The 22863-nt window shown below is 68.4% G+C and carries 20 protein-coding genes; 9 read left to right on the top strand and 11 right to left on the bottom strand.

Going from position 1 to position 22863, the window contains the following annotated elements; genetic code table 11:
• Positions 1-16: 16 nt before the first annotated feature.
• From ACWF0M_RS30065 to ligD, 5 genes are all read right to left on the bottom strand, one after another.
• Complete coding sequence (locus tag ACWF0M_RS30065) at positions 17-292, bottom strand: GlsB/YeaQ/YmgE family stress response membrane protein (RefSeq protein ID WP_452239089.1); 276 nt, start codon at positions 290-292, stop codon at positions 17-19.
• Between the two features lie 170 nt (positions 293-462).
• Positions 463-690 carry a DUF3107 domain-containing protein gene (locus tag ACWF0M_RS30060; RefSeq protein ID WP_130383970.1) on the bottom strand — a complete coding sequence of 76 codons (228 nt, stop codon included), beginning with the start codon at positions 688-690 and terminating at the stop codon, positions 463-465.
• Positions 691-805: 115 nt separating this feature from the next.
• The gene (locus tag ACWF0M_RS30055; protein WP_130383969.1) at positions 806-1435 is read right to left on the bottom strand and encodes a TetR/AcrR family transcriptional regulator; all 630 of its coding nucleotides are present in this window, start codon (positions 1433-1435) and stop codon (positions 806-808) included.
• Positions 1436-1564: 129 nt separating this feature from the next.
• Positions 1565-1744: a hypothetical protein gene (locus tag ACWF0M_RS30050; RefSeq protein WP_452239088.1), complete on the bottom strand. Its 180-nt coding sequence runs from the start codon at positions 1742-1744 to the stop codon at positions 1565-1567.
• 13 nt (positions 1745-1757) lie between these two features.
• Positions 1758-2684 (bottom strand): non-homologous end-joining DNA ligase, encoded by a 927-nt coding sequence (ligD, locus tag ACWF0M_RS30045; RefSeq protein WP_452239087.1) that lies wholly within the window; start codon positions 2682-2684, stop codon positions 1758-1760.
• A 42-nt stretch (positions 2685-2726) separates the two neighbouring features.
• Between ligD and ACWF0M_RS30040 the strand changes: the two genes are divergently transcribed.
• From ACWF0M_RS30040 to moeZ, 3 genes are all read left to right on the top strand, one after another.
• Positions 2727-3641 carry an alpha/beta fold hydrolase gene (locus ACWF0M_RS30040; protein ID WP_452239086.1) on the top strand — a complete coding sequence of 305 codons (915 nt, stop codon included), beginning with the start codon at positions 2727-2729 and terminating at the stop codon, positions 3639-3641.
• A 117-nt stretch (positions 3642-3758) separates the two neighbouring features.
• Positions 3759-6455 carry a Calx-beta domain-containing protein gene (locus ACWF0M_RS30035; protein WP_452239085.1) on the top strand — a complete coding sequence of 899 codons (2697 nt, stop codon included), beginning with the start codon at positions 3759-3761 and terminating at the stop codon, positions 6453-6455.
• A gap of 198 nt (positions 6456-6653) precedes the next feature.
• Complete coding sequence (gene moeZ, locus ACWF0M_RS30030; protein ID WP_452239084.1) at positions 6654-7844, top strand: adenylyltransferase/sulfurtransferase MoeZ; 1191 nt, start codon at positions 6654-6656, stop codon at positions 7842-7844.
• Positions 7845-7850: 6 nt separating this feature from the next.
• On the opposite strand, the gene ACWF0M_RS30025 is transcribed toward moeZ, so the two are convergent.
• Complete coding sequence (locus tag ACWF0M_RS30025; protein WP_452239083.1) at positions 7851-8639, bottom strand: maleylpyruvate isomerase family mycothiol-dependent enzyme; 789 nt, start codon at positions 8637-8639, stop codon at positions 7851-7853.
• Positions 8636-9274, bottom strand: coding sequence for a TetR/AcrR family transcriptional regulator (locus ACWF0M_RS30020; RefSeq protein WP_452239082.1), 639 nt, complete (start codon positions 9272-9274; stop codon positions 8636-8638). Before ACWF0M_RS30020 ends, ACWF0M_RS30025 begins: the two co-directional genes overlap by 4 nt.
• 78 nt (positions 9275-9352) lie before the next feature.
• Between ACWF0M_RS30020 and ACWF0M_RS30015 the strand changes: the two genes are divergently transcribed.
• Positions 9353-9619 (top strand): DUF2277 domain-containing protein, encoded by a 267-nt coding sequence (locus tag ACWF0M_RS30015; protein WP_452239081.1) that lies wholly within the window; start codon positions 9353-9355, stop codon positions 9617-9619.
• Here ACWF0M_RS30015 and ACWF0M_RS30010 read toward each other — a convergent pair.
• The gene (locus ACWF0M_RS30010; protein WP_452239080.1) at positions 9616-10626 is read right to left on the bottom strand and encodes a hypothetical protein; all 1011 of its coding nucleotides are present in this window, start codon (positions 10624-10626) and stop codon (positions 9616-9618) included. The two genes, ACWF0M_RS30015 and ACWF0M_RS30010, sit on opposite strands and share 4 nt — an antisense overlap.
• Positions 10627-10755: 129 nt before the next feature.
• Here ACWF0M_RS30010 and ACWF0M_RS30005 point away from each other — a divergent pair, with 129 nt between their 5' ends.
• Together ACWF0M_RS30005 and ACWF0M_RS30000 are read left to right on the top strand one after the other, a co-directional pair.
• A complete protein-coding gene (locus ACWF0M_RS30005; RefSeq protein WP_452239079.1) occupies positions 10756-11595 on the top strand; it encodes a TIGR03560 family F420-dependent LLM class oxidoreductase in 840 nt (279 codons plus the stop codon).
• Positions 11596-11604: 9 nt separating this feature from the next.
• Complete coding sequence (locus ACWF0M_RS30000; RefSeq protein ID WP_452239078.1) at positions 11605-11901, top strand: MGMT family protein; 297 nt, start codon at positions 11605-11607, stop codon at positions 11899-11901.
• A gap of 48 nt (positions 11902-11949) precedes the next feature.
• Here ACWF0M_RS30000 and ACWF0M_RS29995 read toward each other — a convergent pair whose 3' ends face one another.
• Positions 11950-12855: a hypothetical protein gene (locus ACWF0M_RS29995; RefSeq protein ID WP_452239077.1), complete on the bottom strand. Its 906-nt coding sequence runs from the start codon at positions 12853-12855 to the stop codon at positions 11950-11952.
• 159 nt (positions 12856-13014) lie between these two features.
• Between ACWF0M_RS29995 and ACWF0M_RS29990 the strand changes: the two genes are divergently transcribed.
• Both ACWF0M_RS29990 and ACWF0M_RS29985 read left to right on the top strand, forming a co-directional pair.
• On the top strand, positions 13015-16233 hold the full coding sequence (locus ACWF0M_RS29990) for an ATP-dependent helicase (protein ID WP_452239076.1): 3219 nt from the start codon (positions 13015-13017) through the stop codon (positions 16231-16233).
• A 150-nt stretch (positions 16234-16383) separates the two neighbouring features.
• Positions 16384-19566 (top strand): UvrD-helicase domain-containing protein, encoded by a 3183-nt coding sequence (locus tag ACWF0M_RS29985; RefSeq protein ID WP_452239075.1) that lies wholly within the window; start codon positions 16384-16386, stop codon positions 19564-19566.
• On the opposite strand, the gene ACWF0M_RS29980 is transcribed toward ACWF0M_RS29985, so the two are convergent.
• Positions 19543-20301: a TetR/AcrR family transcriptional regulator gene (locus tag ACWF0M_RS29980; RefSeq protein WP_452239074.1), complete on the bottom strand. Its 759-nt coding sequence runs from the start codon at positions 20299-20301 to the stop codon at positions 19543-19545. The two genes, ACWF0M_RS29985 and ACWF0M_RS29980, sit on opposite strands and share 24 nt — an antisense overlap.
• Positions 20302-20401: 100 nt before the next feature.
• Here ACWF0M_RS29980 and ACWF0M_RS29975 point away from each other — a divergent pair, with 100 nt between their 5' ends.
• Entirely contained in the window at positions 20402-22045 is a 1644-nt protein-coding gene (locus ACWF0M_RS29975) for a carboxylesterase/lipase family protein (RefSeq protein WP_452239073.1), read from the top strand.
• Here ACWF0M_RS29975 and ACWF0M_RS29970 read toward each other — a convergent pair.
• Positions 22031-22528 (bottom strand): Uma2 family endonuclease, encoded by a 498-nt coding sequence (locus tag ACWF0M_RS29970; protein ID WP_452239072.1) that lies wholly within the window; start codon positions 22526-22528, stop codon positions 22031-22033. The genes ACWF0M_RS29975 and ACWF0M_RS29970 overlap by 15 nt on opposite strands.
• Positions 22529-22863 lie beyond the last annotated feature (335 nt).

Raw genomic sequence — 22863 nt, 5'->3', positions numbered from 1 at the left:
TGGTGATGCCCTGGGATCAGGCGGCTTTGGTCCTGCTGTTGCGTGCGGAGATGATGGCGACCACGATCGCGGCGCAGATGATCTGGATCAGGTACTGGATCCAGTCCGGTCCCGAGGTGTCCTTGACGCCGAGGAGTTTTGCGATCAGACCACCGATGAAGGCGCCGATGCCGCCGCCGAGGATGGTCCAGCCGAGGCTGATGTTCTGCTTGCCGGGGAGCACCGCCCGGGCCAACGGCCCGAAGATGATGCCCGCGATGAGGCTGACGATGAGCATCCAGACCCAGTACACGGTTCCTCCTTGTGAGGGATGGTGAACCTGCGCCGGCCCGGTGCCCCGTGACAACCAGACCAGTGCAGCGCAGGTCTCACCGCAATCGTGCCCTGTCAGTGGCGCTCCGCAACCAGGACACGCGCGACCGTGTCCGGAACGGGATCAAGGCTTGTCGCCCAACCCCACGCTTAGATAGCGCCGAACCCGACCTTGCGGGTGGACACCTCGCCGATCTCGACGTACGCGAGCCGGTCGGCCGGGATCAGCACCTTGCGGCCCTTCTCGTCGGTCAGCTCGAGCAGACCGGACTTGCCGGTGAGCGCCGCCGCCACCAGTTCCTGGACCTCTTCCGGAGTCTGCTCGCTCTCCAGAACCAATTCACGATTGGCGTGTTGCACGCCGATCTTGACCTCCACGAAACCCTCCGGGCACGCTCCGACCGGCGACTCTCGCCGGTGACGCTTCGAGCCTATCCGCTCGGGAACCCCAGCTCTCACCCGTCCGCCCAAAGCAGAACCCGGGCGGCTCGGCTCAGTTGTCGGTGCGCGGGAAGCCGCGGATGCCGCGCCAGGCCAGCGAGGCGACCAGGTCGGCGGCCTGCTGCTGCGGGAACGACGGGTCGCCGGCGCCGAGCCAGTAGCGGGCGCTGACCTGGGCCATGCCGACCAGGCTGACGGCCAGCACCATCGATTGCTCGCGGCTGAGGCCGGCGTCGGCGCTGATCACCTCGGAAACGGCCTCGGCGCAGGCGTGGGTGACCCGGTCGACGCGCTCCCGGACGGCCGGCTCGTTGGTCAGATCCGACTCGAACACCAGCCGGAAGGCGCCCTGCGCGTTCGCCACGTAGTCGTAGAACGCGTGCATGGTCGCCGCGACCCGGAGCTTGTTGTCCTCGGTCGACTTCAGCGCGTCCTGCACGGAGGCGACGATCGCGTCGCAGGAGGTGTCCAGCAGCGCCAGGTACAGCTCCAGCTTCCCGGGGAAGTGCTGGTACAGGACGGGCTTGGACACGCCGGCCCGGTCTGCGATGTCGTCCATCGCGGCGGCGTGGTACCCGTTCGCGACGAAGACTTCCTGGGCAGCCTCGAGCAGTTGCGCGCGACGGGCCAGCCGGGGCAGGCGGCTGCCACGCTTGGGTGCGGTCTCCGGTGTCGTCGACACTGTCGGGCTCCTTCGAGGGTGCGCTCCGGTGGCGGTCTGCGTCCGCCGCCAGATCGTTCCCCGAATCCTACCCAGCAGTCCTCCTCACCAGTAGCTTCCCCGCCGAACAGCGTTCCATCGTGGTAGCTGTCAGCGGTAATCGTCCTCGCCGGAGTCGCCCAGCTCGCGGCGCTGCTCCTCCACGTCCGCCGGGTTGGCATCGGCGGGTACGTCGGGCTCCAGTTCGTCCTCGTCGGTGTCGCGGTCGGTGTCGTGCTCGGCGTCGAAGGCCGGGTCGTAGTCCGGGCCCTCGAAATCGGTTTCGGTCATGTCGCCTCCTTGGTCAGATAGGTAGCGGCTGCGGGTCGTCGTACAGCCCTTCCAGTACGTCGCCGTACGCCTCGATCCGGGCGAGGACGTCGTGCGGCAGGAATCTGAGCTCCTCCGGTGACGTGGCGGACGCCACCTCGTCCCAGTCGATCGGTGTGGAGACGCGGGGCTCGTCGGAGCCGCGGAGCGAGTACGGGGCCAGCGTGGTCTTCGCGCTGGCGTTCTGGCTCCAGTCGATGAACACCTTGCCGGGCCGTAGTGCCTTGGTCATGTTGGCGGTCACGTTCTCGGGCAACGCCTCCGCCAGTTGCTCCGCCAGCTGCTTGGCGAACGCGCTGGTCTGCCTGGACGACGCAGGTTCGATCGGCACGTACAGGTGCATCCCCTTGTTCCCGGACGTCTTCGGCCAGCCCTCCAGTCCGTAGTGGCCCAGCAGTTGCCGCAGCGCCAGCGCAACGTCGCAGCACTCGACGATGCTCGCTCCTGGCCCCGGGTCCAGGTCGAACACGATCAGGTCCGCCTGCGGGTCCCTGCCCTGGTCGGACAGCCCGATCCGCCACTGCGGGACGTGCAGCTCCAGTGCAGCCAGGTTGGCCAGCCACACCACGGTCTGTACGTCGTCGCACACCACGAAACTCATTTCGTCGCGGCCCGTCGAGCTACCGGGAGTAGGCAGCGTCTCGGTCCGTACCCAGGCCGGCGTACCGCGTGGAGCGTTCTTCTCGAAGAAGTACGCCGCTGAGGTGCCGTCCGGCCACCGTTTGCGGGTCAGGGGCCGGTCGGACAGGTGTGGCAGCAGCAACGCGGCCACCTGGTGGTAGTAGTCGATCACCTCGGCCTTGGTGAACCCGGTCTGTGGATACAGGACCTTGCTGAGGTTGGTGAGCTTCATCGTCTGCCCATCCACCTCGGTCGTCAGCTGCTGCTGCGCTCCCGCCATGCGTCCCAGTCTCCACCTGAACAGCGGCCTAACATGGGTCACGTGGACAGTTACGGGCCAGTAACCGGGGACGCCGTACCCGTGGAACTGAAGAAGTGGCCGGAGCGGCGGGTGCCGGTCGCAGGGGTGGAGCTGCTGGTCAGAGACGTGCCGGATGCGGCACCGGACCTGCCGCCCGCTCTGTTCGTCCATGGTCTGGGCGGGTCGTCGCTGAACTGGACCGCACTCGGCCTGCTGCTCAACGACACGATCCGGGGCATTGCTCCCGACCTGCCAGGTTTCGGCCGTACGCCGTTGTCTGGCGCGGCCGGGATCTCGGAGCAGGCCGCCGTACTGATCCAGCTCCTGGAGCGCGAGTACGACCAGCCCGTGCACGTGTTCGGGAACTCGATGGGCGGTGCCTCGTCTGTGGCGCTGGCCGCGCAGCGTCCCGACCTGGTGGCGTCGCTGACGCTCGTGTCGCCCGCACTACCGCATCCGCGGGTGTCGGCGAGCGCGTTGTGGTTCACCGCGCTGGCGACGCCCCGGATCGGTCCCGCCGTACTGGAGCGGACGGCGCGGTTGCCGTTCGAGCAGCGGTTCCAGGCGTCGTTGGCGATGGTGTTCGGGGACCCGCGGTCGCTGGCGCCGGAGGTGCGCGCGGCGTACGAGGAGGAGCTGCACCGGCGTGACACCGACCCGTGGGGCCGGCAGGCCACTGTGGAGGCTGCACGCAGCATCCTGCGCTCGTCGCTGGCCAGACCGCGCAGATCGCTCTGGGCGGATGCTGCAAGGGTCACGTGCCCGGTGCTGTTGATCTACGGCGGCAAGGACCGCTTGGTCGACGCACGGATCCGTACCAAGGCCCAGCGCACCTTCCCGAACGCACGTCTGCTCTACCTGCCGCAGTCGGGACATGTCGCGCAGATGGAGCACCCGGACCAGGTGGCGCGGGCGTTCCGTCAGCTGATCGCCTGATCGAGTCGAATCCGTGGCTCGGCTGAGACACGACTGAGCAGAGCGTCAGGTCAACTTGGGCGCGTGATTGGCAGAACCGCCCGAAATCTGTCGTTGGGGATCGCCGTACTCCTTGGTGTGGGGCCTCTGACTGCGACCGCCGCACCGCCGGTTGTTGCTCAGAGCAACCAATGGGACGTCCGGCCTGTTGCCAGCGGATATCAACTCACCCTGCGCCTCGACGCGCCCGTACCGATGCGTGCATCGCTGCCGCTGCTGGAGGTCGACGGTACGCCGCTCGGCGTCGCCAAGCAGTCGCCGGACCGGAAGACGCTGACACTGATCAGCACCGATCCGGCCGTGCTGAAAGCGCGCGACGTACGCCTGGTCTGGTCCGGGGACCTCGGCAAGGAGGCCGGCCGGAGCCGGAGCGTCGGCTCCGCCGGGCCGACCGATGCCGACTGGCTGAAGGCGCGGCGTGGACCGCTCCTGCCGTCGGACCCCGGCGCGCTGGGCAAGTACAAGGTCGACACCGCGGAGTACAACCTGGGTGACGAGGCCGTGTACCTGCCAGGTCTCGCACACCGGTCCGAGCTCCGCGGCAAGGTGTACTCGCCACGTGGTGCAGTTGGCCCGCGGCCGCTGGTGGTGTTCCTGCACGGCCGCCACGAGGTCTGCTACGGCGAGCCCACGCACCCGTCCGACAACGACAAGCCGTGGCCGTGTCCGCCGGGCATGAAGCCCATCCCCAGCTACCGCGGGTACGACGGACCGGCGACCGCACTGGCCAGCAACGGGTACCAGGTCGTCTCGATCAGCGCCAACGCGATCAACGGCTGGGACAGCGACGCGTACGACGCCGGCGCACAGGCCCGGGCCGAACTGATCCTGAACCACCTCGCACTGTGGCGGAAGTGGTCGACGATCGGTGGGGCACCGTTCGGCACCCGCTTCGTCGGCAAGATGGACCTGCAGAACGTGGGCCTGATGGGGCACTCACGTGGTGGCGAGGGCGTCGCCCGGGCCGCTGTGCTCAACGCTGACCGCGGTGGCCAGTACGGGATCCGTGCAGTGCTCCCGCTCGCCCCCACTGACTTCGCGCGGGCCACGGTGCCCGGTGTGGCGATGAGCGTCGTACTGCCGTACTGCGACGGTGACGTGTCCGATCTGCAGGGCCAGAAGTTCTACGACGACACCCGGTACTCCATTGACGGTGACTTGGCGCCGCGGTCCACCGTGACGGTGCTTGGCGCCAACCACAACTTCTTCAACACCGAATGGACCCCTGGCCAGTCGGAGGCTCCGTCGAACGACGACTGGTTCGGTGACGAGAAGGCGTCGCCGTGCGGAGCGAAGTACGCGGGCCGGTTGACCGCGAAGCAGCAGCAGGCCGTCGGTACGGCGTACGTTGCTGGGTTCTTCCGGCTGCAGCTGGGCCACGAGACGCAGTTCCTGGCGCAGTTCGACGGGTCGGACTCGCGGGCGGCGTCCGCTGGGAAGGCCGTCGTACGGGTGGTGTCGCAGGCACCACTGGGGTCGCGGCGGGACCTGAACCACTTCGACAAGCCACTGCCGACCGGTGCGGTCAGCGGGAAGCTGTCTGCGACCGTGTGCGCGGGTGTGTCCGGTCCGACGATGCGGGCGGGTACGGCGACGTGCATGGCGACCGAAGACTGGGGCAACGCGCCGCACTGGGGTACGGCGTGGTTCGCCGCGAGGACACCGACCACAGTGGTCACCAAGTTGAAGTGGACCGGTACGAACGGGGTAGTGCGCGTCGACGTACCTGCAGGACAGCGCGACGTACGGCGGTTTGCGGCGCTGACGTTCCGCGCCGCGCCCGACCCAGCCGGCGCGCCCAAGACCGACCTGAGCGTCCGGGTGGTCGACGGGCATGGCCGGGCGGCAGTAGTACCGGTGTCTGCGGTCAGTGATGCGCTGGTGCGGATGCCGGGCAACAACGACATCGGTCTGCCGAAGAACCTGCTGCGGACGGTACGCATCCCGGTGTCGTCGCTTAAGGGCGTGGACCTGCGTGACGTGCGCAGTGTGGAGCTGCGGACGGACAGGGTCGCCAGCGGGTCGGCGTACGTGAGCGATCTGAGCTTCTCGTCGCCCGGGCTCGGGCTCTCGGCACCTGCGGTCCTGCTGCCCAAGCTGTCCGCGTCCAGCCTCACCGTGAAGGAGGGGGACAAGGGCAGGCGCACTGTGGACTTCTGGGTGCGCATGTCGCGGCCGAGCATCCGGCCGGTCAGCGTGTACGTCGAGACGAGCGGGGACCTCGGCGAGTCCGTGGGGGACGTTGGGCGGCAGTTGGTGTTCAAACCGGGTCAGGTACGGCAGAAGGTCAGTGTGCCGATCGTGGCGAACACCCGGGACAGCTACGACCTCCCGTTCAATCTGGTGCTCTCGGCGCCGCACGACGGGCTGCTGAACGAGTCGTTCGGGCACGGTCTGGTCATCGACGACGACCCGACGCCGACGCTGACGCTCGGAAACCTGAAGGCGGTGGAGAAGACCGGCGTGGTCAGCTTCGGCGTCAAACTCTCCGCCCCGAGCGACAAGTACGTCAGCTTCGCCGGCGTACTGAAGGACGGCACGGCGGTGATCCGCAAGGACTACACCAGCGTCAACGACGACGGCACCGGCACGGCGGACCGGGCCATCGACGGCTACGTCGAACCCGGCAAGACCACCGGCGACCTCCAGGTCAAGATCCTCGACGACAAACTCAAGGAACCAACCGAGACGTTCTCGGCCGTCATCACCAGCATCGACGGTGCCGTCCTGAAGCTCCCCACCACCCTGACCGCCACGATCACCGACAACGACTGAATCGTCTTTGAGCACCCACCAACCAGAATTCACCCGCCGAAATGGTTGGTGGGTGCTCAAAGAAGGTGCGGGGAGTGAGACGCGGGGACCGGGATGTGGACTGCGGTGGGGGTGGTTGGGGTAGTGCGGGAACATGGGGGAGGGACGGATGGTTGAAACCTTCAGATCCTGTCCGACGTCTTCCTGAGGAGCCGACACGTGTCACTGCCACCGCTGGTCGAACCGGCCGACGAGCTGACGATTGACGAGGTGCGGCGTTATTCGCGGCATCTGATCATCCCCGAGGTCGGGATGGCCGGGCAGAAGCGGCTGAAGAACGCCAAGGTGCTCGTGATCGGCGCCGGCGGTCTCGGCAGCCCCGCGCTGCTCTACCTGGCCGCCGCCGGTGTCGGCACGCTCGGCATCGTCGAGTTCGACACCGTCGACGAGTCCAACCTGCAGCGCCAGATCATCCACGGCCAGTCCGACGTGGGGAAGTCGAAGGCGCAGTCGGCCCGCGAGTCGATCCTCGAGACCAACCCGAACACGAACGTCGTGCTGCACGAGGTGCGCCTCGACAACGACAACGTGTTCGAGATCTTCGAGCAGTACGACCTGATCGTCGACGGCACCGACAACTTCGCCACCCGGTACCTGGTCAACGACGCCGCGGTGCTGCTCGGCAAGCCGTACGTCTGGGGCTCGATCTTCCGCTTCGACGGCCAGGTCAGCGTGTTCTGGGCCGAGCACGGCCCGTGCTACCGCTGCCTCTACCCGGAGCCGCCGCCCCCCGGCATGGTCCCGTCCTGCGCGGAAGGCGGCGTACTGGGCGTGCTCTGCGCGTCCGTCGGCGCGGCGCAGGTCACCGAGGCGATCAAGCTGCTCACCGGGATCGGCGACCCGTCGCTCGGCCGGCTGAACATCTACGAGGCGCTCGACCTCAACTGGCGCGCGCTGAAGGTCCGCAAGGACCCGAACTGCGCGATCTGCGGCGAGAACCCGACCGTCACCGAGCTGATCGACTACGAGAGCTTCTGCGGCGCGATCACCGAGGAGGCGGCCGACGCGGCCGTCGGCTCGACCATCTCGGTGAAGCAGCTCAGCGAGTGGATCAAGCTCAAGGACAACGGCGAGAAGGACTTCGTGCTGATCGACGTCCGGGAGCCGAACGAGTACGAGATCAACCGGATCCCGGGCTCGGTGCTGATCCCGAAGGCGGACTTCCAGACCGGTGTGGCGCTGGAGAAGCTGCCGCAGGACAAGCAGCTGGTCTTCCACTGCAAGTCCGGCGTCCGCTCCGCCGAGGTGCTCGCGATCGCCAAGGGCGCGGGCTTCGCGGACGCGGTGCACGTCGGCGGCGGCGTGGTCGCCTGGGTCGACCAGATCGACCCAAGCCAACCGTCGTACTAGCGAGAACTAGAACGGCATTCGGCAGGATGTGATCGCCTCGGCGGCGACGGGATCACCCGAGACCGCCGGGGCGTCGTCTCGCCCGGACAGCGTCCGCATGTAGCCGACCGCGTCCACGGAGCCGCGACCCACCGGCTCACCCCTCCCCAGCAAGTAGGTCCCACCTCCCGGCCCGGTCAGCTCGACGACCACGGCCGGCCGATCACCCCAGAACGGCCCGGAAGCCTCCAGGTCGTAGATCACCTGCGCGATGAGCTCCTCGGCGTACGGCCCCGGGTCAAACCGCCGCCCGAGCGCCTGGCACACGTCGTCGCGATGCATCCACAGGTCCCGCGCGAGCAGGATGTCCTGGACATAGCCGAACGACATCCGGGGCGCCGGGTCCACCTGCATCGATACCCGCCGCAACAACTCCGGAGCGCGCGAGATCTTCCGGGTCGCCTTCGCCCACACCTGGGCGAACAGCACGCGCAGCTCGGCCGGCGGCGTACCGCGGTGTTCGTCGGCCTGCACCATCATGTGCGCGTCGAACCGGGGCACACCGGGATACACCCGCTTGTTCTTGAGCCACCGCCGCGGGAACGACGTCGGCTTGATCACGTCCTCCGCCTGCCCGATCAGGTGGCCTGCGATGTCCGCGACGTCCCACGCGTCGCAGATGGTACGTCGGTGCCACTCGTCCCCCTCGATCGACGCGAGCAGCTCGTGCCACGCCTTCAGCTCGGCGTCCCGGTGCACACGGCACCGTAGCCGGTCTGCCCGTCCGATCTGTTCTGCGAGTACTGCGGTCATCATTTCCCCCTGCTTGGTGCGTAGTGCTGATAGAACATCTCGAGTACGACGGGGAGCAGGCGGGTGAACCGCCCCTCTTCGAAGGGCGCATCCGGCTCGTTCGCCAGCTGCTGTGACAGCACCCCGGATGTGATCGACGTGAGCACCGCGAGCCCTTCGTCGCTCGCCGCGTCCGGATGTAGCCGGCCGGCGTCGACCGCCGCCTGCAGGTGCCGGCGAACTTCGGCCAGCGCCTCCAGCGCCGGGGCGTAAGCCTCCGGGCTGGGCTCGAAGCCGGGGATCGTCCGCCAGAACAGCAACTGCGAGTACACTGGGTTCCGCATGCACCAGCGGGCGAACGCGGTGGACCCGATCAGGTGCAGCTCGACCACGTCGTCCGTCGTCGCGGCCGCGATCGCGTCCCGCTGCGCGGCCAGGAACAACTCGGCGCCGCGCTGGAACAGGGCGTCGTAGATCGCCATCTTCGACGGGAAGTACTGGTACAGCGACGGCGGCTGCATGCCGAGCCGCCGGGCGACCGCGGACAGGCTCAGCGCCGCGACGCCCTCGGCCTCCATCAGCTCGATGGCGACGTCGAGGATCTCGCCGATCGTCTGCTGACGACGGCGGGTACGGCGGTCCGGCGCTGTAGTGCTCATGTCATGAGGAAAACCTAACGGCGTTAGGGATGTCAATACCTCATAGGTTGTCCCTGGTCGCGCGTACTGTTTTGTGGCATGTGCAGAAACATCACGGTGCTCCGGGGACTCGAGCCGTCCGCGACCTCCGAGGAGATCTACGCGGCCGCGTTGCAGTATGTCCGCAAGGTGACGGGAGTCGGCTCGCTGAGCGCGACCACCCGCGCCCCGATCGAACGCGCGGCCACCGAGGTCGCTCGCATCACCGAGCAGCTCCTCGCGGAGATGCCGGCCCGCCGCACCCCACCCCAAACGGTCCCGCCGCTGCGCCGCCCGGAAGTCCGCGCCCGCCTCGGCCTCGACTAGCCTGCCGAGTTCGGCAGGAAGGCGGCGACGGCGCTCACGACCAGTGGCGCGAGGACGCCGACGGCGGTGACCGAGTCGGCGAAGAGCGGTCCGAGATGAAGCAGCTGCTCGACCCGCTTGCGGTGCTGGAGCCAGTCCTCGGTCGGCCTGCCGTCCGCGGGCAACGGGCAGACGTGGCCGGCGAGCTGCTGTGCACGGTTCCGCCAGGCGACGAAGAACGGTACGGCGATCACCGACAGCCCGAGCGTGAACAGTCCGCCGTACAGCAGCACGTTCGCGGGCGGGAACTCACCGGCGCGTTCGGGGTGTGCGGAGATGAACGCGCCCCGGAGAGCTCCTGCTGAAGCGACCGCCGCGATGATGCCGACCGTCGACGAGAGTGCGCAGAACCACAGCAGTTGCCACAGCCGGTCGAGCTGGTTCACGGCGCGCCTGAACAGCTCCGGATCGTTGGTGTCGTCCCGCAGTGCCCGCGCGTACGCGCTCCCCTCCACCGGGCGCACGTCGAGGTTGTTCGCGAGGTCACGGCATTCGGCGTGGGCCAGCCAGACGACCGTCATCCACGGCACCGCCGCGATCATCGCCGTCACCAGGACGACAGCTGTCCGCAGATCGAGGTTGCGGACCGGAAGGTCGGGTCCGACGCCCGGGAAGAACAGCCGGTAGCTCGCAGCGGCCGCAGCCCCGAGCACCGCGTAGATCAGGTACCGCACCCGGTTCTGATGCTTCGGGTAGAAACCCCACTTGCCTGGATGCTGCAGGATCCGGACCGCCTGGACCGTGAGCAGGATGAACACGACCAGCGCCGCACCGGAGATCGCCCGCCAGACCGTCCACGGCACACTCTCGACGAAGGAGTCGCTCGCCCCGGTCCCGTCCGATCCGTCGATCCCGAGCAGCGCCGCGAACCCGAGCGCCGTCCCGATGACGAAGATGCTGATCACCGGCGGCGGCAGCTTCGTCCAGAACCCGTCCTCGGCCAGCTCCTGCGGCAACTCTGTCAGCATTCGAACCCCCAGGTCTCGCACCCTCAAACCAAGTGTCCCGATCCGGCGGTGCGGCCGCCTATCGATCCCGGCGTGCCGCCCCGGCGGGGGTAATGTCCTCCGAGGAGAACGGTTACCTAGGAGGCGCGGATGCGGTTCGCGATCAAGACCAGGCCGGAACACACCAGCTGGCAGCAGATGCGGGACGTGTGGGTCGCCGCGGATCAGTTCGAGATCTTCGAGTCCGCGTGGCACTGGGATCATTTCTACCCGCTCAGCGGTGACATGCAGGGGCCGAACCTGGAGGCCTGGACGACGCTGGCCGCGCTCGCGCAGGCGACGTCCCGGATCCGGCTCGGCTGCCAGGTGACCGGGATGATCTACCGGCATCCGGCCGTGCTCGCGAACATGGCGGCGACCACGGACATCATCAGCAACGGCCGTCTCGAGCTCGGCATCGGCGCCGGCTGGAACGAGATGGAGACCGCGGCGTACGGCATCGAGCTGTACGGGCTGAAGGAGCGCTTCGACCGATTCGACGAGGGCACGCAGGCGATCATCGCGCTGCTCACCGAGAAGGTCGCGAACTTCGACGGCAAGTACATCAAGCTCACCGAGGCGTACTGCAACCCGAAGCCGCTGCAGACGCCGCACCCGCCGATCACCATCGGCGGCAAGGGACCGAACCGGACGCTCCGCGCGGTCGCCAAGTGGGCGCAGCAGTGGAACGTCATCGTCCCGAACCCGCAGGAGTGGAAGCCGCTCAAGGACGTCCTGGTCCAGCGCTGCGAGGAGGCCGGTCGCGACGTCAACGAGATCACCTGCTCGGTGAACGTCCGCGTCGACCCCGACAGCCCGCTCGACAAGGCGGTCGCCGAAGCCGCGGCGTACGGCGAGGCAGGCGTCGACCTGGTGATCATGAACCTCCCGCTGGACGCGCCGCCGTCCGTCCTGGAGCCGCTCGCGAAGGCACTCGCCCCACTCGCCTAGATTTGCTCCGTGGACAGGGAGGAGTACGTCGAGGCCGTGCTACGGGCCGTGGAGTCGATCCCGGAGGGCAGCGTCGCGACGTACGGGGACATCGCGGAGTACGTCGGGCAGGGTGGACCGCGGCAGGTTGGGGCGATCATGCGCGAGTACGGCGCGAGTGTGCCGTGGTGGCGGGTGATCCGCGCGTCCGGCGTACCGGCTGACGAGGTCGGCGACGAGCAACTGCACCGGCTGCGTTCCGACGGAGTACGGATCACCAACGGTCGCGTGAATCTACGTCAGTTCCGCTGGGACCCAGAGGACTGACATCGGCGGCGCGGCGACCCCGCCCCGGGTCCCCGCGCCGCCGATGAGCTACTCGCCGTTCAGCGGCGTGCCTGCCTGCGAGGTGCGCAGGAAGTAGATCGGGTCGTTGAACGTGCCGGGCACCTTGCCCAGGCCCTGGATGGTCGTGGCGGTCCCGTTGGCGTGGCCGACCGCGTACAGGTACGCCGACCCGCTGTCACGGTCGATCGCGGCGAGGAGCGTGCTCTGCGTACCGCACTTCTCCGCGACGATCGCCTCGAAGCCCTGCCAGGTCGACGACCGGACGACCTTCACCACCGGCTTCATCGGCGATGTGACCGGGATCCGGATGGTGTAGAGCGCGCCGGCCTTCGTGGTCGCCAGCAAGGTGTCGTACGTCGCCGTCTGGCTGATCAGCGTCATGGTCTTCACGGCCGAGAACCCGGCGTACGAGCCGAGCGCCTGGAAGCCCTTGACGTTGTCCATCTTCCAGCGGAACAGCACGCCGTCGTTGCGCAGCCCGTACAGGTACTCGCGGCTGGGATCGGCGCCCTTCGGATAGCCGGACCGGGCCAGCTGCGTGACGTCGCCCAGCCCGTCCTGGACATTGCCGCGACCCCACCACGGTCCGTCCGACGGCCGGGCGATCAGCGTGCTGAACAGCTCGGTGCCGTAGATCGCGTAGCCGCGGTCGACGATGCCGTCGTGGCTGTCGTACGAGAACTCCCAGGTTGCACTGGCCTTCGTTTCCCCCGGCTCGGCGACCTGCGGGCCGACCCGGCGTTCGCTCGCGGCCGGCGGGCTCGCGGCGGACAGGACCTGGTCGGTGTAGTTGCCGTTCGCGGTGATCGAGCCGAGATCGAGCGAGCAGATCGACTGGATCTTCGGATTTGCCGCGGTGGCAGTGGCGGTACCGAGACCTGCCAGTAGAACAGCCGCCCCCAGGAGGGCGGCAGTACGCCGCATTGTCCTCATTCGGTGCTCCTTGTAGTCGTGTGCTGACGAAGTGCTCGATGCACCGCGGACGCGGAAAGTTATCGACCGGCTACGTCGTCCTGTCCGCTTTCCGGCCCATCGAGGCCGGGGCGGAGTGCCACTGCGCGGACTGTCGGTGGGGTCTGTTGAGATAAGGCGGTGGTCAGCAGACAGAGGTCCCGGTACCGGTTGGTCCGGGAGGAGTGCCGAAGCGCGGAGGCCCCCGTCCTCGATGCCGACCAGCAAGCAGTGGTGGATCACCCGGGCGGACCGCTCCTGGTGCTCGCCGGGCCTGGTACCGGGAAGACGACGACGTTGGTGGAGGCGGTCGTCGACCGGGTCCGCAATCGTGGGCTGAGTCCGGACGAGGTGCTCGTGCTGACGTTCGGGCGGAAGGCGGCGACCGAGCTGCGGGACCGCATCACCGGTCGACTCGGGCGGACGACACGCGTGATGCCGTCGATGACGTTCCATTCCTTCTGCTACGCGTTGCTGCGCCGGTTCACGCCGGCCGACGCGTTCGACGTACCGCTGCGACTGCCGTCCGGGCCAGAGCAGTCGCTGCGGTTGAGTGAGGCGTTGTCGGGAAGTCGTGAGGTCGGTGCGGTGCACTGGCCGAGCAGTCTGCATCCGGCGTTGAAGACGCGCGGGTTCACCGACGAGGTGCAGGCGGTGATCGGCAAGGCGCGGCAGTTGGGCCTCGACCCGGAGGACCTGTCCGCGATCGGGCGATCGGCGGAGCGGGCCGAGTGGGTCGCGGTCGGCGACTTCTTCGAGGAGTACCTGCAGGTGCTCGACGCCGAGCAGGTGCTGGACTACTCCGAGCTGATCCATCGCGCGGTGATCCTGGCGCAGCAGCCGTCGGTGCAGGCGAAGCTGCGGACCGAGTTCAAAGCGGTGTTCGTGGACGAGTACCAGGACACCGATCCCGGTCAGACGAAGTTGCTGCAGGCGATCGCGGGCGACGGTCGCGACCTGGTCGTGGTCGGCGATCCGGACCAGTCGATCTACACGTTCCGTGGGGCGGACGTGCGCGGACTGCTGCGGTTCACCGACGAGTTCCGGTCCCGCGACGGCGCGGAGGCGGCGCAGATCGCTCTGGGTACGACGCGACGCTTCGGGACCACGCTGCAACGCGTTTCGCGCAACGTCGTCAACCGCCTCGGCGTACCGGGATCGCTGGATCGGGACACGTTCGAGCGGTTCCGGAACCCGGATGCCTCGTCGTGTGTCTTCGGTCCGGGAAAGGTCGAGGCGAACCTGTACTCGACGAGCGGCGCGGAGCTCGAGCACATCGCGGACCTGTTGCGGCGCGCGCACGTTCAGGACGGCATCGGGTGGAGCGAGATGGCGGTGCTCGTTCGTTCCGGGAGCCGTTCGATTCCGCCGTTGCGCCGGGCGTTGGCAGCGGCCGGTATTCCGGTGGACGTCGCGGGCGATGAGCTGCCGTTATCGCGCGAGCCCGCCGTACGGCCGATGTTGCTGGCGCTGCGGGCGGTGGCCGACCCGGAGACGTTGACCGTCGATGTCGTACGGGCGTTGGCGCTGTCGCCTCTGGGCGCTATGGACGCGGGACAACTGCGGCGGCTGGCACGGGTGCTCCGGCGGCGCGATCGGGACGCGGCAGGCGGGCTGCGGCTGCCGCGGTCGTCGGACGAGCTGCTGCGGGAAGCCATGCTGAATCCGTTGCTGCTCGACGAGGAGGCGTCACCGGCCGAGGCACGGTTCGCGGCGCTCGGCGAACGGTTGCTCAAGGCAAGGAACATCGTGACTGCGGGCGCGGCGCCGGACGAGGTGATGTGGTCGCTGTGGTCGGAGTCGCCGTGGTTGCGGCGGCTGCGCGGGCAGGCCACCTCGGGTGGCGAGACCGCCCGGACCGCGAACCGGGACCTGGATTCGTTGTGCGCGTTGTTCGACGCGGCCGGCCGGGCGGAGGAGCAGGTCGGGTTCAAGGGCGTTTCGGCGTTCCTGTCCGAGTTGGAGTCGCTGGACATCGCGGGGGACAACCGGTTCGACGGGACGTACCGCGAGGCCGGCGTACAGCTGATGACGGCACACCGGTCGAAGGGTCTGCAATGGCGGCTCGTCGTGGTTGCTTCGGTGCAGGAGGGGCAGTGGCCGGACCTGCGGCGGCGCGGTTCGTTGCTGGAGCCGGACCGGTTGGGGCCTGACGGGTTGATCGATCCGTTGTCGGCGGGCGCGTTGCTGGCCGAGGAGAGACGGTTGTTCTACGTCGCGATCACGCGGGCGCGAGAACGCTTGATCGTGACCGCCGTACAGGCGCCCGAGGCCGACGGCGATCAACCGTCCCGATTCCTTGCCGAGCTGGACATTCCTTTGAAACTGGTCGCCGGGCGGCCGCGGCGGCCGTTGTCGTTATCGGGTCTGGTAGCGGATCTGCGGTGCGTGCTGGCGGATCCTTCGTCGTCGCCGGCGTTGAAGCGGGTCGCCGCCGATCGATTGGCGTTACTGGCTGACGCTGTGGACGATCGGGATCACGCCTTGGTGCCTACTGCCGATCCTTCGCGGTGGTGGGGTGTGCGGGAGCGGACGGAGTCCGTGCGGCCGATCGCGGATCCCGCGTTGCCGGTCCCTTTGTCGGGGAGCGCGTTGACGACGATCGTGGACTGTCCGTTGCGGTGGTTCCTGACCCGGCGGGCCGGTGGGGAGACACCGAGTACATCGGCGATCGGGTTCGGGATGGTGCTGCACACGCTGGCCGATGCGGTCGCGACCGGCACGCTGCCGCCGTCGGTCGACGAGCTGAACGGATGGCTGGACAAGGTGTGGACGCAGCTCGAGTTCGAGTCCGCGTGGATCTCGGACCGGGAGCGCGTCGAGGCGGAGCAGGCGCTGCGGCGGTTCGTCGCGTGGCACCAGGGGCGGCCGGACCGGACGTTGGTGGGGTCGGAGGTGGACTTCGACGTACTGCTGCCGGACGAGGAGCACCCCGCGGTCCGGGTGAAGGGCCGGATGGACCGCGTCGAAACGGACCCTGAAGGTACGGTCCGGGTGGTCGACCTGAAGACCGGGCGGAACATTCCGACCAAGCCTGCGCTGGAGCGGCACGTGCAGTTGGCGATCTACCAGCGTGCGATCAACTCGCGGCAGCTGAAGAAGCTCGGCGAGGACGCGGTCGCCGGTGGGGCCGAGCTCGTCCAGCTCCGCCACGACGACAACGGCGGCTTCCCGAAGGTCCAGCACCAAGGCCCGTTGGAAGCCTCTGAGGACGGCCGCACCTGGCTCGACGAAGCCGTCGACGACGCCGAGAGCATGATCCGCACCGAACACTTCACCGCCCAGCGCAACGACGGCTGCAACCGCTGCGAAGCGCGCGCCCTGTGCCCCATCCAGCCCGAGGGACGGGAGATCGTGTGATGGGGGCTCTCGACGTCCGCCCGCCGGGTGTGGAGACAATCCGTGGTGGCGGGAGACAGGAAATAGCCTGTCCCACCACCCCAGTTCCTGTGCAACGGCCGAGGGGGTGTGATGGTTCAGCTGCGGTCTACGGCTGAGTTGTGTGAGTTGTTGGGGGTTCCGTTTTCGGATCAGCAACTGGCGGCTATTACTGCTCCGTTGGCGCCGGGGGTGATCGTGGCCGGCGCCGGGTCGGGGAAGACGACGGCGATGGCGGCCCGGGTGGTGTGGTTGATCTGCACGGGACAGGTGAAGCCGGAGGAAGTGCTCGGGCTGACGTTCACCAAGAAGGCGGCGAACGAGCTCGACGTCCGGATCCGCGAGGACCTGACGAAGGCCGGCGTTCTCGGATCCACGCTGCCGAAGGATCAGCACCCGATTCTCGCCGCGCATCTGCGGAGCAACATTCCCAACTGGGAGCCCGAGGAGCCGGGCGAGCCCGTCGTCTCGACGTACCACGCGTTCGCCGGCACGTTGATCGCGGAGCACGGCCTCCGAATCGGCCTCGAGCCGGACTCCCGCGTACTCGCCGACGCCACCCGGTTCCAGCTGGCGGGTCGTGTCGTACGCCGGTCCGCCGGGCCGATCCGCTTCGCGTCGCATCACGTGCCGACGCTCGTGAACAGCCTGCTCGCGCTCGACGGTGAGCTCGCGGATCACCTGCTCCGTCCCGACGATATCCGCGACCACGACGACGCCGTACGGCAGGAGGTCGCGGCGGCTCGCAAGCAGACGGTGGAGGTCCGCAAGCTCGCCGAGACCGCGTTGAAGCGCGGGGAGATCCTGCAACTCGTCGAGGAGTACCAGGCGTACAAGGGGGAGCGCGGCGTCGTCGACTTCGCCGACCAAATGGCGTTGGGCGCGCGATTGGCTGAGGAGTGCCCGGAGGTCGCCGCCGTCGAGCGGTCGCGGTACAAGGTCGTGCTGCTCGACGAGTACCAGGACACGTCCGTCTCGCAGCGCCGGATGCTCACCGCGCTGTTCGCCGCGGGCGACGGGCGCGGCCATCCGGTCACCGCGGTCGGTGACCCGTGCCAGGCGATCTACGGCTGGCGCGGTGCGTCGGTCGCGAACCTCGACGAGTTCCCGACGCACTTCCCACAGGCCGATGGATCGCCGGCTCAGCGATATGTGCTGAGCGTCAACCGCCGCTGCGGCAGTCGCATTCTCGCGGCCGCCAACCAGCATGCGGCCGAGCTCTACGAACAGCACCCCGGCGTCATCCCGCTTGAGGCTCCAGCGAACGCTCCGGAAGGCGCGATCACGGTCGGGTTGTTCGAGACTCGCTCGGAGGAGATCGAGTGGGTCGCCGACGCGATCGTCGCCGCGCACCGCACGCGGAACCGCCGCTGGAAGGACATCGGCATCCTGATGCGGACGAACGTCGACCTCAGCGCGGTGCACGAGGCGCTGATCGCACGCAAGGTCCCGGTCGAGGTCGTCGGCCTCGGCGGTCTGCTCGCGCTTCCCGAGGTCGTCGACGTCGTCGCGACACTGCAGGCCGTCAACGACCTGACCGCGAACGCGGCGATGCTCCGAATCCTCACCGGCCCGCGGTACCGGATCGGTCACCGCGATCTCGCCCTGCTCGCCAACCGGGCCCGCGCGCTCGCCGACGCGGGGGAGCGGCCGGCCGCCGACGACCTGGTCGCCGCGCTCGACGCGGCCGTTGCGGGGATGGATTCGACCGAGGTCATCTCGCTCGCGGAGGCGGTCGACGATCCGGGCCTGGCGGCGTACGCGCCGGAAGCTCTTGTCCGCTTCAAGGAGCTGTCGGTCGAGCTTCGCGAGCTGCGCGCGCATGCGGGCGAGCCGCTGCTCGATCTGGTCCGCCGGGTGATCAGCACGATCGGCCTGGACGTCGAGCTGACCGCGACCCCCGATCACGTCGACGCCGGGCGCCGCGATCATCTCGCCGCGTTCCTCGATGCTGTGGGCAACTTCGTGTCGACCGAGTCGGACGGGTCACTGGACGGTCTGCTCGCGTACCTCGCCGCCGAGGAGGAGTACGCCGCCGGCCTCGACCTCGCCGTACCGAGTGAAGCCGACTCGGTGAAGCTGCTCACCACGCACCGGTCGAAGGGGCTGGAGTGGCCGGTCGTGTTCGTGCCGACGCTGGTGTCGAAGGTGTTCCCGTCGGACCGCGGGCGGGACAAGTGGACCACGAACGCGAAGGTGCTCCCGTGGCCGTTGCGCGGTGACGCCGACACGCTGCCGGACATCCACGACCTGTCGAACGCGGGGCTGAAGGCGTTCGCGGACGAGTGCAAGGACGTGAACGCGCTGGAGGAACGACGACTCGGGTACGTCGCGTTCACGCGCGCGAAGGATCTGCTGGTGGCGACCGGCCACTGGTGGGGTCCGACGCAGAAGCGCCCGCGCGGCCCGTCGCCGTACCTCTCGGTGCTGAAGCAGCATGCCGGTGAGCGGGTGATCAAGTGGGCCGAGCAGCCGGAGTTGACGGCGGAGAACCCGGAGCTCGCCGAGCAGACCCTGGCGCCGTGGCCGACGCCGTACGACGTGGACTCGTTCCAGCGACGGCTGGAGTCGGCTGCTCTGGTGCAGCTGTCCCGCGCGGAGGGTCCGTCGATCGAGGCGGAGGAGTCACTGCTGCTCGACGAGCAGGCGACGGTGGCGCGCTGGGACTCGGAGCTCGAGCGATTGTTGTCCGAGGCAAGGGAAAGCCGGAGCCGGAAGGCGTACGACGTGGCGCTGCCGGCCGCGCTGTCCGCGACGCAGATGATGCGGCTGGCTAAGGACCCGGACGGTCTGGCCGCCGAACTGGCCCGCCCGATGCCGCGCAAACCCAACCGGGCCGCGCGTTTCGGCACCCGCTTCCACGCGTGGGTGGAGAGCTACTTCGGCCAGCAACTGCTGCTCGACCCGGACGATCTGCCCGGCGCCGCGGACGAGGACATTGTCGACGACACCGACCTCACCGACCTGATGGACGCGTTCCGCGACGGCCCGTTCGGCGACACCACGCCGTACGAGATCGAAGCCCCGTTCGCCCTCGCGCTGGACGGCCGGGTCGTCCGCGGCCGCATCGACGCCGTCTACCAGATCGTCCGCCCGGACGGCTCCCGCGGGTACGACGTCATCGACTGGAAAACCACCCGCGGCGAAACCGCCGACCCCCTCCAGCTAGCGATCTACCGAGTCGCCTGGTCCGAACTCATGAACATCCCCCTCGACCAGGTAACAGCAGCCTTCTACTACGTCCGCACCGCCGACATCATCCGCCCCGAGAACCTCCCCGGCAAACACCAACTAACCACCCTTCTGAACGGCTGATGACCGCTTCTGTGTGATGAGTACGTCGATGCCGTCGAGGATCCGCTCGAGACCGAAGGCCACCTCGGAGGCATCGATCTCGTCGGTGTACTCGTTGCTGGCCATCAGTGCCGCCAGGACCGAGTATCCGAGTTCGTGCAGCCGCGGTTCAAGGAATCGTGCCATCGCGGCCGGCTGCACGGACGTCGTGGTGCTGTCGCGCACATCGCGACGCGCGCTGGCGATACGCCGCGCGTAGCCGTCCAGCAGCAACGCGCACGACAGGCTCTCGCTGGGACTCAGCCCCGCGCCGGTCAGCACCTTCAGGATCGCCTCTGCCCAGCCGAGCAGGTTCGGCGTCATCGGCGCTCCGCGAATGGGGAGATCGCAGAGCCAGGGGTGGACGTCGCACCGATCGACCATCGCCTGCGTCCAGACGGTCGCTCCGGAGCGCCAGTCCGGTGCCTCGGCGACCCCGTCCGGTGCCGGCCCCCAGGCGGCGTCACCGAGGAGCACGAGCAGTTCGTCGCGTGACCTCACGTACCTGTAGATCGCGTTGGCGGTCAGCCCCAGCTTCTGAGCGATCTTGGGCATCGACAACGCGGCGAACCCGTCGGCATCGGCCAACTCGAGGGCCGCGTCGACGATGTGCTCGACGCTCTGCGTCGGCCGCCGCCCGAGTCGGTTCGACTTCGCGGGCAGGCCCCACGCCAGCGCGAGCCCCGGTGGCAGGTGCGCATCGTCGGTCAACGGCATCAGGTCGGCTCCTCCCGCCTCGGGGTTTGACTTCGTGTGTACCTTACACTTTATATTAGTGTGACCCACACACGAACTGATCCGAGAAGGCGAGCACGATATGGGACACCAGGAATCACGACCACTGTTCGACCTTTCCCGCCGGCTCGGAGCGCTGCTGACCGCGGCGTTGCTCGCGAGCTCGGCGGCGGCCTGTGGCGGAGCAGCCGAGGCCAAGACGAGCGGCCGCAGCACACCGGACACTGTGGTCTCGACAGACGCCGGAGCAGTACGCGGCAGGCTCACCGCGGAGGCCCGGCTCTTCCAAGGAATTCCGTACGCCGCACCGCCCGTCGGCCCGCTCCGCTGGGCATCGCCGCAACGCGCCGCGTCATGGAGTGACATCCGGGACGCCACCAAACCCGGGAATCGCTGTGCCCAGGCAGAAGGGCTGATCGATCCGGCAAGCACTACCGAGGACTGTCTCTACCTCAACGTCACGACGCCACGCGACCGCGGCGCACACAAACTGCCGGTCATGGTGTGGATCCATGGCAACGGCTTCATCAGCGGGGCGGGCAGCCTGTACGACGCACAGCAGTTGGCGAACAGCGGCCAGGTGATCGTGGTCAGTCCCAACTACCGGCTGGGAATCTTCGGTTTCCTCGCGCATCCGGCGCTCGACCACGGTCAAGCTCGGCAACTCTCGGGGAACTTCGGCCTCGAAGACCAGCAGGCCGCGTTGCAGTGGGTCAAGCGCAACGCGGCGGCGTTCGGCGGCGATCCGGGCAATGTCACGATCTTCGGTGAGTCCGCCGGAGGCACCAGCGTCTGCTCCCATCTGGTCGCGCCGGGATCCGCAGGGCTGTTCCAGAAGGCGATCCTGCAGAGCGCCGAATGCACCGGGCAGAAATGGTCGCCCGGACCGCCGACCTGGTTCCCACTGCCACGCTCCGAGCGCGAACAACACGGCCTAGACGTCGCGGCCAAGGTCGGCTGCACCGCCCCGGCCACCGCTGCGGCCTGTCTGCGGGCCAAACCTACGGACGAACTCACCAAGTGGTCTGACGACGGAGTCGGATCAGGGCCTACCGTCGGCGGCGGCGTACTGCCTCTCAGTCCGGATCGCGCCTTTGCAACCGGCCGCTTCAACCACGTTCCGATCATTCAGGGGATCACGCGGGACGAGCACCGCCTGTTCACTGCGGCAATCGAAACAGCAACCGGCCAGGTGACGACCCCGGCCAGCTATCGCAAAGAAGTCCACACGCTGTTCGACCAGCAAGACGCCGAACGGATCCTGGCCCGCTATCCCGTCGAACAGTTCCATTCGGCAGGCGAGGCCTTGTCGACCGTCGTCACCGACTGGGCGTGGGGCTGCCCGGTCCTCGAACGAGACCGCGCACTCGCCGCGCAGACACCGCTGTATGCGTACGAGTTCGCCGACGAGAGCGCTCCGTGGTTCACCACGCTGCCGAAGCCCAACTTCCCGACCGGCGCGTTCCATGGTGCCGAACTGCAGTACCTCTTCACCGACGAGCAACTCCCGGGCCCGAGCACACCCGCGCAGAAGCAACTCTCCGCGACGATGATGCGCTACTGGACCCAGTTCGCACGCACCGGCAACCCGAACGGTCCGGGCCAGCCACGGTGGCAGCCGTTCCAGAACAAGGAGCACGTCCAGTCACTCGCCCCCGCAAAGATCGCGGCAGCCGACCTGGCGCAGGAACACCAGTGCGCTTTCTGGGCCTCAATAGATTCCTGAGAGCGTCGCGGGCGTGACGTCGACAGGGAACGGGTTTGTGGCGTGGGCAGTTTCCTCGGCTTGGACTACGGCCTGGCATTCGTAGCCGGTTGGGGTCAGTTCGAGGATTGTCAGTTCTTGGTTGGTGGGGTCGAGGAGCCAGTACGACGGGACTCCGTGCTGTTCGTAGAGGGATCGTTTGAGGACCACGTCCGTGGTGCGCGTGGCTGGGGAGAGGACCTCGACTGCCAGTAGGGGCGGCTGGGTGACGGCGGCGTCGCGGTGGCAGACGAGGACGTCCGGGCGGAGTGTGGTGTGGGGCGTTGGGCGGAAGGCGACCGAGCCAACGGCGACCAGGAGGTCGGGTGGGCAGGCGTGTTTCAGCAGAACCATGAGCGCGAGGACGGCCGCGTGGTGCGCGGGTGGTTGGGGGCCGGTGATGAGCAGACGGCCGTCCACGATCTCGTACCGGCGGCCGTCCCGCGTCGCTTCTGCTGTACGCACCCCACCACCCTGCCCCAGAACGCCCCACCCCCGCCAAAGTTATCCACAGCCCGCCCGCCCGCCAGCCCGCCAGCCCGCCAGCCCGCCAGCCCGCCGGCCCGCCAGCCCGCCGGCCCGCCGGCCAGCCCGCCCGCTCGCACCGCACCCACCGCACCCACCGCATGCACCGCTCGGTCCGTCGCGCCGGCCGGCGCCGAGGTCGGGCGCGACAAGAGCCCTCTCACACGAGGGGATATCCGACGGTGTTGTGGCTTCTCCGTTGGTACTAGAGGGGAGAACCCACAACGCCAGGGGATATCCGGCTCTCGTGACGTATCCGTGGGTGGGTCTGCGCG

The organism is Kribbella sp. NPDC055110 (genome assembly GCF_053607525.1).
Note: the sequence above shows the minus strand (reverse complement) of the source record. Positions and strands in the feature narration are given on the sequence as shown.